The following is a 13815-nucleotide window of genomic DNA, read 5'->3' as shown; positions in this document are numbered from 1 at the left end:
TCACTCTTCAAATTTTTCGTAGAAGAAACTTTGTTTCATCTTGTAGCCATACCGTTTCGGTTGAAAGATTTGCTCCGTGCCTCCGACGAAAAGGATCCCGCCCGGGCGAAGCGAACGGTGGAATGATTTATAAACTTTCTCTTTCGCTTCCTCGGTGAAATAAATCAAGACGTTGCGACAGACGATCAAATCAAAATTCCGCTCGTACACGTCGGCCAACAAGTTATGTTTTTTAAACGTCACCAATTTCTTGATGTCTTCTGTGATGTAATAGTCGTCCCCACGGCGAGTGAAATAACGCTGCCGAAAATCAGGGGGCAAGTCGACGAGCGCCCGCTCATGGTACTTGCCTTGCTTCGCTTTTTCGATCACCACATCATCTAGGTCCGTCGCCGTGATCGTGAACTGGGCGGGTGACAAATGTTTCGATAATAGCATCGCTAACGAGTACGGCTCTTCTCCGGTCGAACAGGCCGCGCTCCAGACACGCAATTTGCCTTGGCTTTTTCGGATGAGCTCGGGTAAGATATCCGTCTCAAGCTGCTGCCAGCGGACGGGGTTCCGATAAAACTCGCTCACGTTGATCGTCATGCGGTCTAAAAACTCATCGTACAATCCTCGATCCGCTTCCATCGCTTTGAAATACTCGATGAACGTGGCATACCCTTTCTTCTCACGAAGCGCGATCATCCGCCGCTTCATCTGAGCCTCTTTATATAAATTCAAGTCGATCCCTGACTTCAAATAAAACTTTTTAACGAAGATGGCATAATCATTTATCACCAGTTCCAACCTCAATTCTTTCTCTTCTCCTAGATCATGTCGTGCCAAAACGAGTGAGAGCGCTTCAATCCCAATATAAAAAGGGACAGGAGGCCCCCGTCCCTTTTATCGTCATCAAACGTGTGATGCTTCAGTGGCGAACCAGAGTGACAATTCACGCTCTGCGCTCTCCACGCTATCTGAACCATGGATGACGTTTTGTGACATCGTCGAGGCCAAGTCGCCACGAATCGTTCCAGGTTGTGCGTCAAGCGGGTTCGTCTTCCCGATCATCAACCGAGAGACGGCGACGATATTCTCGCCTTCCCATTCCATCGCCACAACAGGACCAGACGTTAAAAAGTCGACTAGCTCTCCAAAGAACGGCTTTTCCTTATGTTCCTCATAATGCGATTGTGCAACTTCCACTGATGGTGTCAACAGTTCAAGACGATTCAACGTATAGCCTTTTTGTTCGAAGCGCGAGATGATTTCCCCAATCAATCCACGTTTCACGCCATCCGGTTTCACCATTAAAAATGTTTTTTCCATTCCCCTAATCCCCCTAAATCGATATGTGTACCATGTACGTTATTAGTTTACACGGTCATCACCATTATTGAAAGGGTTTACAAGGTGCCGATTACCATTTTCGTTTCCCGATGTACTCGGCAATCTCGATGAGGGAGCGTTTGTCGGCCACGTCCGGTAACCCGTCAAGACGTCGGATCGCCCGGTTCACATAACGGTCGATCGTCCGTTGGCTCCGCTCGAGCGCCCCGTTGCGTTGCACTTCACGAACGAGCGTGTGCGTCAAAGCATAATCAGACGAATGACTGACTTGTTGCAACCGATCGAAAAATTCCGGATTTTCCGCTGAATAGAAGAGCGGAAGCGTTTTATGACCGTGTTTCAAATCTTCACCGACCGGTTTTCCGAGTTGGAAACTTTTTGCGGTGAAGTCGAGCAAGTCGTCCGTCATTTGAAACGCCATCCCGATATCATAGCCGAACAACCGCAGCTGTTTGACAACGTCAGGAGAGGCTCCCGAGACGACGGCACCAGCCGCACAACTCGTCTCGATCAACAGCGCCGTCTTGCGGGCGATGCGGTCGAGATATCGTTTCGGAGACTGGGCCCAGTCATATTGATCTTGGATTTGATTGATTTCCCCGACACAGATCAGTTCCATCGTATCAGCCATGATTTGCATCACGTCTGGGGAATCGATCTCAGAGACGAGCCGAATCGCTTCACCGAACAACGTATTACCGGTGTACATCGCGACCCGTTCATCGTAACGTTCCATGACGGTCGGTTTGCCGCGGCGCAATGTGGCGTCATCGATGACGTCGTCATGAACGAGCGAGGCCATATGAATCAATTCTAGACTCGCCGCCACTTTCGTCAATCGGATGTCTTTCGTCTGTCCGAATCCGGCGCTAAGCAGGACGAACGCCGGCCGAATCCGCTTCCCGCCCGCGTCTAACAGTTGTTTCGAAGCCGCTTCGATGACCGGATGATCGGTTTGGACTCGCGTCGACAAGAACCGGTCAATCTGTTCAATCTCTCGGTTCATGTGGCGATAAAGTCGCTTCAAAGACATCGGTCACCACTTCTTTCCTAAGTGCATGGCACACGCACCGCCGGAGAACGCCTTCACTTCGACTTGTTCGAATCCTGCCGTCTCAAACATCCGTTTTAGTGTCAACCGGTCCGGGAATTGATCGGTCGATTCTTGGAGCCACTTATATTGATCATACGAGCCGGCAAACACTTTACCGAACAGTGGCATGACCGACCCAAAATAAAATCGGTATAGCTCGCTGAAGAGTGGTGCCGTCGGTTGGCTCGTCTCGAGACAGACGACCGTACCACCCGGCTTCAACACCCGGTGCATCTCACGGAGCACCGTCATATAGTCCGGAACGTTGCGAAGACCAAAACCGATTGTCACATAGTCGAACGAGTGATCGCCGAACGGCAACGCCATCGCGTTACCATGGATGAGTTCGATCGTCGGATATTCTTCCACTTTCTCTTGTCCGACCGCGAGCATGTTCTCGGAGAAATCGAGACCTTTGACGACACCGGTATTACCGGCCGCCTCGGCGAGTTGAATCGTCCAATCAGCCGTCCCGCAACAGACGTCGAGACATTTAGCCCCTGGGAACACTTGCATGCGACGCATTGTCGCTTTGCGCCACCATTTATGCAAACGGAAGCTGATGATCGAGTTCATCGTATCGTAGCTCGGTGAGATTGATTGAAACACGTCATATACTTTTTGCTCTTTTTCTTTCGGTTGCAATACGTAACATCCTTTCCGTTCTAAGCGACAGCGTGCGCCAGGAGCGTCGATAGCTGTTCTCGTTGTTCTTGGCGCAGTTCCGCCGCCTTTCGTTCGATGATCGTTTTTCCGTATGCGGTCAAGTAAGCCTGACCGATCACTTCAGAAAACGTTTTGATCAATCCGAAGTTCGCTTCCATCCACGTCGTGACAGGTACGTCTGCGTCTAACGCAAGTGTACATTTCGCCCCATTGACGAGCTGGACCGTCCGGCCGAAGCGATTGCTATAATCGGCAGGAAACAGGGCCAGAATTTTATAAAATTGAGCCGAGGCATAATCGCCGGCGAGCACTTTCAATTGCCGCTCGAGCGATCCGTTCGGACTATCCTTTACTTGATCGTGCAGTTCGAGCGCTTGGTGCGCAAAATACGTCGCAAGCACGAGCTGACGTTGTTGATTCGATTCGATTTCAATCATCTCGACCATCCAACGAAGTAAAGGCATGTCGACTGCGGGTACAATCTCGTGTCTCGTCAAATACGGATGGGTCATGCGTTCTTCGATTTGACGAGCAAGGTCGGTGACAACGGTTTCGTATGTCATCTGTTCCATGCTATCCCCCCTCGTCCTCTTCGTTGTCATTCTGACATAGTATAGCACATTTTTGTCACATTCACGCCATGTGAACTCGCTTTCCACCACAAAAAAAGCCGCCTTTCGGCGACTTATGTATTGCACATTATTTGACCGCATCTTTGAGCGCTTTACCTGCTTTGAAGGCAGGAACTTTGCTCGCCGGGATTTCGATATCTTCTTTCGTACGTGGGTTACGGCCTTTACGGGCAGCACGTTCACGAACTTCAAAAGTACCAAAACCGATCAATTGAATTTTATCACCGTTTTGGAGTGCTTCAGTGATAGATTCGAATGTAGCTTCTACAACTTGTGTAGCTTCTTTTTTCGAAACGTTGGCTTTCTCCGCAACTGCTTGGATCAATTCAGTTTTGTTCATCACGATTCACCTCCTCTCACAGGGAGTTTACGGGATTAATCATATCGTACAAACGTTGATATGACAACATTTTTTAAGTGAAAAGCCCATATTCGACCCGTTCCGACGATCAGTTGTTTAAAAACTCGACCTCACCTTGTTCATTAATCGTGTACCCTTGCGAATAAGCAGGGGCGAACGGGGAGTCATTATAGAGCAAATACCGAATGTCTTCCCCGACTTTCGGCTCTACATCCGTGTTCTCAAGGGCGGCTTCGAGGTCGGTCCGGTAATCGACAAATAATTGCCCGGTCCCGTCGACATAGATTGGCAACTCGGTATCGGTGTATGGACTCGGGACCGTCGGTTCTTCTGAGACGAAGATGAGGTCATAGTCGATCGTGAATTGATTCTTACCGACCGACCCGTCAAACGGAAATTTCCCTTCTTTGGCCCGAAAGGCGTTAATGTTCGTCTGTAACGTTTGCAACCGTTCGGTCACGCGCAAATCAATGAGCTTGACCGTAGGCTCGGTCTCGGCGTCGACAAGGACGTATAAGAACAAGCCGCCCCCTTCGAAACTGTTCGCCGGCGGATCGGCCAAATAACCAGGCACGAGACGGGCGAATTCGATCGGGTAACGCTCCATGAGAGGCGTTTCAGCCGGTTTCGTTTTGATTGGCAAGACACCGGTCGTCTCTTTGAACGAATCAACGGCCGTCTGGACCGACGTCAATTGATCTTCATACGGCACGTTATCGACCCGGTTCGAGTCCGGGAACATACATCCACTGAGCACGGTCGCCGCCAAAAGACTAGCGACCAACAAAATCCGTTTCACGTGTTATCCTCCTGTCGGTCCTGAAGCGACCACATAAATCATGATGATCGTTCCAAATAAAAATATGACGAATGCGATGACGCGGACGAGCGCCGCGAACCATCCCGATAGCTTCGTATGGCTGATTGCCACCATGAGCGCGGCGATGGCAAACGCTCCAATCCCCGCAAATGAAATCCACATCTTGATGAGTGACGGTGTCACGTCTATCCCCTCGACTTTCTCTTTAATTCTTTCTCCGTACATAAGTGTAGCAAAAAAAACAAAGGAACTGAACGAAAACGTCAGTCCCTTTGCTCTTCGCCGCCTTCGAAATGGAATACTTCTTCCATCTCATGCTTTTGCGGGCGTCTCATTAACTTTTGTACTTCATCATGCGGGCTCTTGCCTTCGAACAATACGTTGTAAAGGGCTTCCGTGATCGGCATCTCGACACCGGCTTCCCGAGCGAGCGTATGCGCCGCCTCACAGGCACGAACACCTTCGACGACCATGCCCATATGACCGAGCACGTCCTCGAGTTTTTCACCGCGGCCGATCGCATTCCCGGCACGCCAGTTACGGCTATGCTGAGACGTGGCCGTGACGATTAAATCACCAATCCCGGTCAATCCCGAGAACGAGGCCGGGTTGGCACCGAGTTTGACCCCGAGTCGCGCGATTTCGACGATCCCGCGCGTCATGAGGGCCGCTTTGGCATTATCGCCGTAACCGAGGCCGTCCGTCATCCCCGCAGCGAGCGCGATGATGTTTTTAAGGGCACCACCATACTCCGCTCCGATGACGTCCGAGTTCAAATACACCCGGAACTGATCGTTCGTGAGCAACTCTTGAATCTCATCGGCCACGTCCAAATCCTCGCAGGCGATTGTGATGGTCGTCAATTTACGGACCGCCACTTCTTCCGCGTGGGTCGGGCCGGTCAAAACACCGATGGCCCGGCGTTTCGCCGGATCGATTTCTTCGGCGATGATCTCCGACAGACGTTTGTGCGTCTTCGGTTCGATCCCTTTAGCGGCGTGGACGAGAACGGCCGGCTCTGTGAGAAGTGCGTTCAACTCACGAGACACCGGACGAATCGCCGAGCTCGGGACGACGAGGAACACGATGGAGCGGTCGGCGACCGCTTCTGCCAAGTCCGTCGTCGCTCGAATCGAGGTCGGTAACGGCGCATCTTTCAAATACGTCGAATTCGTGTGGTCGGTATTGATTTCATGCACATGCTCTTCTTCACGTCCATAAAGCAGGACGTCGTGTCCGTTGTCAGCGAGGACGAGTGATAACGCCGTTCCCCAGCTCCCTGCGCCGATGACAGCAACTTTTGCCATAGAAGGCACCCCCATTACTAGTTTTTCTGACGCGCCACGATATGAATCGGTGTACCAGTGAAGTCAAATGCGCGACGAATCTGGTTGTCTAGATAACGTTTGTACGAGAAGTGAAGCAACTCTGGGTCGTTGACGAACAACACGAACGTCGGCGGCTCGATGGCCACTTGCGTCGCGTAATTGATCTTGAGTCGCTGTCCTTTGTCCGTCGGTGTCGGGTTCATCGCGACCGCGTCGACGATGACGTCGTTCAACACGCTCGTCGAGATCCGACGACGGTGCGACTCGGCCACTTCCTTGATGACCGGAAGCAACGTCTGAAGACGTTTCGACGTGAGAGCCGACAAGAATACGATCGGCGCGTAGTCGAGGAACAAGAACTCTTTACGAATCTTCTCTTCCATCTTCTTCATCGTCTTATCGTCTTTGTCGACGGCATCCCACTTGTTGACGACGAGCACGATGGCTTTCCCCGCTTCGTGGGCGAGGCCGGCGACACGTTTGTCTTGTTCGATGATGCCTTCTTCGCCGTCGATGACGACGAGGACTACGTTCGAACGTTCGATTGCCTTTTGGGCACGCATGACGCTATAACGCTCGGTTGATTCATACACTTTTCCGCGTTTACGCATACCGGCCGTATCGATGATGACGTACTCTTGTCCATCCCGTGTGAACGGTGTATCGATCGCATCACGAGTCGTCCCCGCGATATCCGAGACGATGACGCGTTCTTCACCGAGAATCGCATTCGTCAAGCTCGATTTCCCAACGTTCGGACGTCCGATGAGCGAGAACTGGATGACTTCTTCATTGTATTCATAGTCATCTTTATCTGGCGCCAAATCGAGAACTTTGTCGAGCAAGTCTCCAAGCCCGAGTCCGTGTGTCCCCGAAATCGGGAACGGGTCGCCGAATCCGAGCGAATAGAACTCATACATGAGTTCGCGCATCTCGAAGTTATCGACTTTGTTGACGGCGAGGACGATCGGTTTGTTCGAACGGAACAACAAGTTCGCCACTTCTTCGTCTGCCGCTGTAATGCCTTCGCGTCCGTTCACCATGAAAATGATGACGTCCGCCTCATCGATCGCAAGCTCGGCCTGGTGGCGCATTTGAACGAGAAGCGGCTCATCACCGACCTCGATCCCGCCTGTATCGATTAAATGAAACTTACGGTTCAACCACTCACCCGTCCCATAAATGCGGTCGCGTGTTACCCCCGGTTTATCATCGACGATCGACACGCGATCTCCGATAATCCGGTTAAAAATCGTGGATTTCCCAATATTCGGGCGGCCTACGATGGCCACTGCTGGAATTCCCATATAAACACCTCTCTAACTTTCATTCAATAACTGATCGTTTCTAATTGCAACTGTACTATCATATCACAGCGCTATTTCCGTGACCATACAAAAAGAAGCGGGAGTCTGGCTCCCGCTTGAACGACCGTCTTATTTAGAATCGTCCGAGGTCTCTTCTCCTGTCAATTCAGAGACAGAGAACCCTCCTTGGTCACTATACTCGTCAAGCAGCGATTGGTCCGCGTCTTCACGCGTCGAATCACTCGACTCGAGCGCACGCATCGAGAGTGAGATTTTCTTCTCATCAAGATGGACATCGAGCACTTTCACTTTCACGTCTTGGCCTTCTGACAACACTTCAGACGGCGTCGCGATGTGTCGGTTCGCAATCTGCGAGATGTGCAGCAAACCTTCGACTTGCGGCGCGACTTCGACGAAAGCACCGAACGTCACGAGACGTTTGACTTTCCCGTCGATCACGTCGCCCGGTTGAATTTTACCTTCCACCGATTCCCACGGTCCAGGTTGCGTCTCTTTGATCGACAACTTCACTTTCTCGTTGTCGAGGTCAAGTCCAAGCACTTTCACTTTGACTTTGTCTCCTTCAGTCACAACATCGCTCGGTTTCTCTACCCGGCTATGGGCCATTTCCGAAATGTGGACGAGTCCGTCGACGCCGCCGATATCGACGAATGCACCGAAATCAGTGAGACGTTGAACCGTCCCTTCGATGATTTGACCGACCTCGAGCGATTCGAGCGTCTCCGCTTTCTTCGCGCTCATTTCAGCTTCAGCAACCGCTTTATGCGACAAGATGACGCGATTTTTCTCGCGGTCAATCTCGACGACTTTAACCGTAATCGGTTTATTCAAGTAGGATGAGAAGTCTTCGACAAAGTGGTTTTCTACGAGCGAAGCCGGGATAAATCCACGGATACCGATGTCAACGACAAGACCACCTTTGACCTTGTCTTTTACCATGACCTCGAACACTTCGCCAGATTCGAATTTCTCGACGATTTGATCCCAAGCTGCCTCGGCATCCACGTCTTTCTTCGAAACGACCACCTCTTCGTCCGTGACCTTTTTCACTTTGACACGGATTTCGTCGTTAACATGGAGTGATTCGTTTAAATCGTCTAAATGCATGCTTGATACTTCGCTGATTGGTAAAATTGCCTCGGTTTTATAACCGATATCGATCAACGCTTGTTTGTCCTCGATTTTGACGACAGTACCGGTCACAATTTGACCTCGATTAATCTCAAAATCAGGCATATCTTTCATTTCTTCGACCATTCCAACACTACCCCCTCACGATGAGTACAAAAAGGAACGCCCTAAGGCGCTTACACCTAGTATAAACTTCTTATAATTCGAAAGATTTGTCAAGGTGTTATCAGGTTAGTTCCTTTCCTGGCGCGAGATTAAACCTGAAATTAACGAACGTTCCGTGAATGCTGCATGTACAAATCACCGATCGTCGCCATAATCAAATCGGCCGCGGTTTGAGCACTCGCCTTCTCCGCTTTTAGCCCGCTCAAGTCGACTGGCTTGCCGATCACGACTTTAAGCTTCGAACGGAACTTATATGTGCCGATGATGGCTACCGGAAGCACCGAGGCGTCCGAGCGGAGCGCAAAGAACCCGACTCCGGCCTGGGCTTTGCCGAGCGTCCCGTCTTTCGAGCGTGTCCCTTCCGGAAAGATCGAGATGACCTCGTCTTCCTTCAACTTTTGCAAGACGACACGGAGTGCCTGGCGGTCGCCTTCTCCGCGTGACACAGGGATTTGACCAGCGCGGTTCAAGATATGTTTCAATACCGGGACTTCAAACAACTCTTTTTTCGCAAAGAAGCGGAGCTGGCGTTGTTTCGGCATCGCCCCGGCGAGAAGTACCGGGTCCCAGTTCGATTGATGGTTTGAACAGACGATCATCGACCCGTCGAGCGGGACGTTTTCCCGTCCGATATATTCGACGCGAAAACTCAACCGGCGAATGATATTGACGACGCCCACCGCGAGACGATACATGCCGAACGGCCCATTGTTGAGTGGTCTCATCGTTCAATCACCTGCTTCATCAATTGCTCGATCGCCTCGACGACCCCGTCGATCGACAGCTCGGTCGTGTCGAGGTAGTGCGCGTCGTCCGCTTGGCGAAGCGGAGCGACCTCTCGTTCCGAGTCGCGCTTGTCGCGGAGGGCAATCTCAAGCTGTAACTGTCCGAGGTCGCTCGGCAACCCTTTCGCCACGTTCTCTTCGTGGCGACGGCGGGCCCGTTCTTCGACCGTCGCCGTCATGAACACTTTCAAGTCGGCGCCTGGTAAGACGTGCGTGCCGATATCACGGCCGTCCATGACGATTCCGCCTTTACTCGCGAGGTCACGCTGTAAATCCATAAGGGCAGCCCGTACTTCCGGCTGGCGCGCGACGAAACTGACGTTGTTCGTCACTTCGCTCGTCCGGATGACATCGGTCACTTCTTCCGTGCCATCGAACACGCGTTGACCGTTCTCAGACGGGACGAGACGTAAATCCATCTTGTCGATCATCTCAGCGAGCATCGGACCGTCTTCGAGACCGACGCCGTCTTGAAGCGCGCGATACGTGACGGCGCGATAAATCGCACCCGTATCGATATAGACGTATCCTAGTTTTTTAGCGAGCGTTTTCGCGATCGTGCTCTTGCCGGCCCCAGCCGGTCCATCTAATGCGATTTGTAATGGTTTATTCATAAAAATTGGGTATCGGCTCATCCCGATACCCGCCTCCTCTCGGTCATTTGTTCCGAGAACATCATACCAGTTTTTTATCGTGAAGAAAATACGGAGCCGGTCCGTTTTCTCGCTTCGAGCTGGGCTCGGAAGCAATAACGTAAAATCGTCTCCTGGTCCCGGTGTGATAACTCTTCAAAGCAAAGCGACAACTCTTGTTTGGCCGTCTGTTCATGGATGCGGACGAGGCGGCTCTTGACGCGGAACGTCTGCGGCACGCCCCGGTCATCATTAATATGGAACGTGACGATGATCGACTCGTCGACCGCGACCGGAGCTCGGTTAGCCACGATTCGCATACCGCCGGCCGACACGTCGAGCGACGTCGTCTCAAACGATGGGAACGCCTGGCCGTCCTCGGCGGATACGGTCACATTGATCATTTCAGGGACACGTAAATATTCACGGCGCTGCACGCGCTTGATTTTCTTTTCATCCGGCAACGCGAAGGCGTAGCGAAGCGTCAGTTGCGCATCGCTCACCCGTCTCGTTATGACCGTATCAAACGCATAGAGCTGCTCTTCTCCTACGAAGAAATAGACACGCATCGATTCGTCCTCGTGCAAGAAAAACGTCTTTAAGGTATCCGTCTCACTCGGGGACTCGATCCAGACGACTTGGTCGTTGATAGCCGCGATTTTTGTCTTTCCTTCTTTTCTCCCTTCGACTTCTACCCGTAACTCTTGTCCTACTTTTAACATGAAACGATTCCCCTTTTATTCTATTTGTACTGGCGATGGTTGGAGCGATTGGCGGTCCGCACGAGCAAAAGCGCGACCATCCAAAGAACGACGATGTAGACGACAGCCGGCACTTTGTTCATCGGTTCGACGAGCAAGATATAGTCGAACATGCCATGCAACAATGTCGCCGCCATGACGGCCGTGAACAGCCAGAAGCGCTCATGGGCGGAATGTTTGGCCCGGCCGAGGCAAAACCCCATCACGACAGCGAAGAGCGCATGCCCGCTCACCGGCAACACAGCACGCCAAATGGCGATTTCAATCGAGTCGTACACCCATAAATATAGAAAATTCTCTAACGTGGCAAAGCCGAGTGAACAGGCGACCGCATAGAGAATCCCGTCGTAGTAATCATCAAAGACTTTATGTATGTATATTGTATAATAAATCATGAACCACTTAAAAAACTCTTCTAATAGCGCGGTGGCCACGAACGCCTTCCAAAACGGGCCCACGAGCACCCCTTCTTCCACGAACGCATACTGCACGAACATGATCGGAAAGACGAGAATGGCCCCGGCGACGAACGAACGGATCACATAGCCGAGCGGTTCCGCTTCCAATTCATGCCGGAGATAGAAGTAGGAAAGAAGGGCGAACCCTGGCGCAACCGCAGACAAGGCGATTGCAATCATGATGCATCTCTCCTTTCTCACGTTAAGCATACACTGAAATAGAGGAAAGAAAAAGTAGGTCGCACCTAGAAATTGGAAGAAACGAACAAAAAAGTTGGAGGTCTGTTTATGAACCATTTATTACTGATCCACACCGGCGGCACAATCGCCATGTCTCAATCGGGGTCGGGACATGTCATGCCGAGCGAAGTCAATCCGATCGACGCGACGTTACCGAAAGCGACGGACATCGCGAATATCACAACGAAACATTTCTCGAACATCCCGTCGCCGCACATGACGCCCGAGAAAATGCTCGAGCTCGCCCAGTTCATCAATCAACAATTGACACAAGACACGTACGATGGGGTCGTCATCACTCACGGGACGGACACACTCGAAGAGACGGCCTACTTCTTACAAATCACGCTTGGTGCACCGGTACCGATCGTGTTGACCGGAGCGATGCGCTCGTCAAACGAGGTCGGCTCGGACGGCGAATTCAATCTCATCACGGCGCTTCGGGTCGCCCAAAGTGATGTGGCACGCGGCAAAGGCGTGCTCGTCGTCTTCAATGGTGAAATCCACTCCGCGTTCAACGTCACGAAGACGCACACGTCCTCGGTCGACACGTTCAAATCGGTCCACTTCGGCAACGTCGGTATGGTTACGAAAGATCACGTCCTCATTTATAGTCAGCCGACGACAAAACAACCGAAAATGATTCCATCAATCACGAAACGGGTCGCGGTGCTGAAAGTCGTCGCCGGGATGGAGCCGGACCTGCTCGAGGCGGTGCTCGCGCTCGGCTATGACGGGCTCGTCCTTGAAGTACTCGGGCAAGGGAATGTCCCACCGTCAATCGTCCCCGCGCTCGAGATGCTCGTCGAACGGATGCCGGTCGTCATCGTCAGCCGTTGTTTCAACGGAATCGTGCAAGACGTGTACGGCTACGTCGGCGGCGGCCAGCAACTGAAAGAGATGGGCATCATCTTCTCGAACGGTCTGAACTCACAAAAAGCGAGACTTCGCCTCCTTGTCGAGCTCGAGGCGGGTTCGTCCCAAGCGGTCATGGAACATAGCTTCAGCTTCCAACAGTGAGTTGGCGGCTTGCCAACCGTTTCGTCCTTCCATACAATGAGGGATGAGGTGATTTCATTGAATAAACATGCTATCGTCGTCGGCGCCGGACCATGTGGGCTGTCGGCTGCGATCGAATTAGAACGGATCGGCATCTCGTGCACGGTCATCGAGCGCGGCAATATCGTCGATGCCATCTATCGGTATCCGACCCATCAAACATTTTTCTCTTCTGCCAGCTTGCTCGAAATCGGGGATATCCCGTTTATCTGTAAAGATTTGAAACCGCGTCGTCAAGACGCGCTCGTCTACTATCGGGAAGTCGTCAGCCGGACCGGTCTCGACGTCCAACCGTTCGAGACGGTCGAAACGGTCACGCGTTCCGAGGACGGGTTCATCGTTCGGTCACGCCATGATCGCGACGGCGTCAAAGAACGCCAAGCCGATTATGTCATCTTGGCCACCGGGTATTATGGCCGTCCTCGTACGTTGGACGTCCCAGGTGAAGAGTTGCCGCACGTCACGCATTATTTCAAAGAAGCGCATCCGTTTTACCGACAACGTGTGACGGTCATCGGCGGAAAGAACTCCGCGGTCGACGCGGCCATCGAGCTCGAGAAGGCCGGTGCCCACGTCACGGTACTCTATCGCGGGGACGGCTACAGTCCGTCCGTCAAACCGTGGGTCCTGCCGACGTTCGACTCGCTCGTCCGTCATGACAAAGTGAGGCTCGAATTCGAGGCCGAGATTGTTCGGATCGAACCGCATCACGTCGTCTATCGTCAGCATGGTGAAGAACATCGGCTCGAGACCGACCACGTCCTCGCCATGACGGGCTACTTGCCCGACCATGGGCTGTTCGCCGATGCCGGGGTCCAAGTCGATGAGGAGACCGGTGTGCCCTCGTTTGACGAGACGACGTTCGAGACGAACGTCGACGGCTTGTTCATCGCCGGTGTCGTCGCCGCCGGAAATGACGCCAATAAGATCTTTATCGAGAATGGCCGCTTCCATGGCCAAGCGATCGCCGAGACGCTTCGGGAGCGTAACGGTGTGACAACGTAATCGACAAAAAGAGGGA

General features: G+C 52.3%; 17 protein-coding genes. 2 read left to right on the top strand and 15 right to left on the bottom strand.

Annotated features, from left to right (window positions below):
• From KNP79_RS01670 to prsW, 15 genes are all read right to left on the bottom strand, one after another.
• Positions 1–780: a CheR family methyltransferase gene (locus KNP79_RS01670; RefSeq protein WP_034779832.1), complete on the bottom strand. Its 780-nt coding sequence runs from the start codon at positions 778–780 to the stop codon at positions 1–3.
• Between the two features lie 117 nt (positions 781–897).
• Positions 898–1314: a nucleoside-diphosphate kinase gene (gene ndk / locus KNP79_RS01665; RefSeq protein ID WP_215190913.1), complete on the bottom strand. Its 417-nt coding sequence runs from the start codon at positions 1312–1314 to the stop codon at positions 898–900.
• Between the two features lie 91 nt (positions 1315–1405).
• Positions 1406–2341, bottom strand: a complete 936-nt coding sequence (locus tag KNP79_RS01660; RefSeq protein ID WP_251132840.1) for a polyprenyl synthetase family protein — start codon at positions 2339–2341, stop codon at positions 1406–1408.
• A gap of 30 nt (positions 2342–2371) precedes the next feature.
• On the bottom strand, positions 2372–3073 hold the full coding sequence (locus KNP79_RS01655) for a demethylmenaquinone methyltransferase (protein WP_034777322.1): 702 nt from the start codon (positions 3071–3073) through the stop codon (positions 2372–2374).
• 20 nt (positions 3074–3093) lie between these two features.
• A complete protein-coding gene (locus tag KNP79_RS01650; RefSeq protein ID WP_034777321.1) occupies positions 3094–3666 on the bottom strand; it encodes a heptaprenyl diphosphate synthase component 1 in 573 nt (190 codons plus the stop codon).
• 127 nt (positions 3667–3793) lie between these two features.
• A complete protein-coding gene (locus tag KNP79_RS01645) occupies positions 3794–4066 on the bottom strand; it encodes an HU family DNA-binding protein (RefSeq protein ID WP_021067196.1) in 273 nt (90 codons plus the stop codon).
• Positions 4067–4175: 109 nt separating this feature from the next.
• Positions 4176–4886, bottom strand: a complete 711-nt coding sequence (locus KNP79_RS01640) for a hypothetical protein (RefSeq protein WP_034777320.1) — start codon at positions 4884–4886, stop codon at positions 4176–4178.
• 3 nt (positions 4887–4889) lie between these two features.
• Positions 4890–5132 (bottom strand): DUF2768 domain-containing protein, encoded by a 243-nt coding sequence (locus KNP79_RS01635; protein ID WP_251127498.1) that lies wholly within the window; start codon positions 5130–5132, stop codon positions 4890–4892.
• Positions 5133–5170: 38 nt separating this feature from the next.
• The gene (locus tag KNP79_RS01630) at positions 5171–6214 is read right to left on the bottom strand and encodes an NAD(P)H-dependent glycerol-3-phosphate dehydrogenase (protein WP_215190911.1); all 1044 of its coding nucleotides are present in this window, start codon (positions 6212–6214) and stop codon (positions 5171–5173) included.
• A gap of 17 nt (positions 6215–6231) precedes the next feature.
• The gene (der, locus tag KNP79_RS01625) at positions 6232–7542 is read right to left on the bottom strand and encodes a ribosome biogenesis GTPase Der (RefSeq protein ID WP_034777316.1); all 1311 of its coding nucleotides are present in this window, start codon (positions 7540–7542) and stop codon (positions 6232–6234) included.
• A gap of 129 nt (positions 7543–7671) precedes the next feature.
• Positions 7672–8820 carry a 30S ribosomal protein S1 gene (gene rpsA, locus KNP79_RS01620; RefSeq protein ID WP_034777315.1) on the bottom strand — a complete coding sequence of 383 codons (1149 nt, stop codon included), beginning with the start codon at positions 8818–8820 and terminating at the stop codon, positions 7672–7674.
• 140 nt (positions 8821–8960) lie between these two features.
• On the bottom strand, positions 8961–9584 hold the full coding sequence (locus tag KNP79_RS01615; RefSeq protein ID WP_034777314.1) for a lysophospholipid acyltransferase family protein: 624 nt from the start codon (positions 9582–9584) through the stop codon (positions 8961–8963).
• On the bottom strand, positions 9581–10258 hold the full coding sequence (gene cmk, locus KNP79_RS01610) for a (d)CMP kinase (RefSeq protein WP_034777312.1): 678 nt from the start codon (positions 10256–10258) through the stop codon (positions 9581–9583). The genes KNP79_RS01615 and cmk overlap by 4 nt, the downstream gene beginning before the upstream one ends.
• A 74-nt stretch (positions 10259–10332) precedes the next feature.
• Positions 10333–10998, bottom strand: a complete 666-nt coding sequence (locus KNP79_RS01605) for a flagellar brake protein (RefSeq protein WP_214823233.1) — start codon at positions 10996–10998, stop codon at positions 10333–10335.
• Positions 10999–11018: 20 nt separating this feature from the next.
• The gene (gene prsW / locus KNP79_RS01600; protein ID WP_034777310.1) at positions 11019–11675 is read right to left on the bottom strand and encodes a glutamic-type intramembrane protease PrsW; all 657 of its coding nucleotides are present in this window, start codon (positions 11673–11675) and stop codon (positions 11019–11021) included.
• 108 nt (positions 11676–11783) lie between these two features.
• Here prsW and KNP79_RS01595 point away from each other — a divergent pair, with 108 nt between their 5' ends.
• Both KNP79_RS01595 and KNP79_RS01590 read left to right on the top strand, forming a co-directional pair.
• Complete coding sequence (locus KNP79_RS01595) at positions 11784–12755, top strand: asparaginase (protein ID WP_034777308.1); 972 nt, start codon at positions 11784–11786, stop codon at positions 12753–12755.
• A gap of 36 nt (positions 12756–12791) precedes the next feature.
• Positions 12792–13799 (top strand): YpdA family putative bacillithiol disulfide reductase, encoded by a 1008-nt coding sequence (locus KNP79_RS01590; RefSeq protein WP_215190910.1) that lies wholly within the window; start codon positions 12792–12794, stop codon positions 13797–13799.
• Positions 13800–13815: the final 16 nt, after the last annotated feature.

The sequence above is a fragment of the Exiguobacterium sp. s7 genome, from assembly GCF_018618195.1.
Lineage (GTDB): Bacteria > Bacillota > Bacilli > Exiguobacteriales > Exiguobacteriaceae > Exiguobacterium > Exiguobacterium mexicanum_A.
This window is presented reverse-complemented; position numbering and strand designations above follow the sequence as displayed.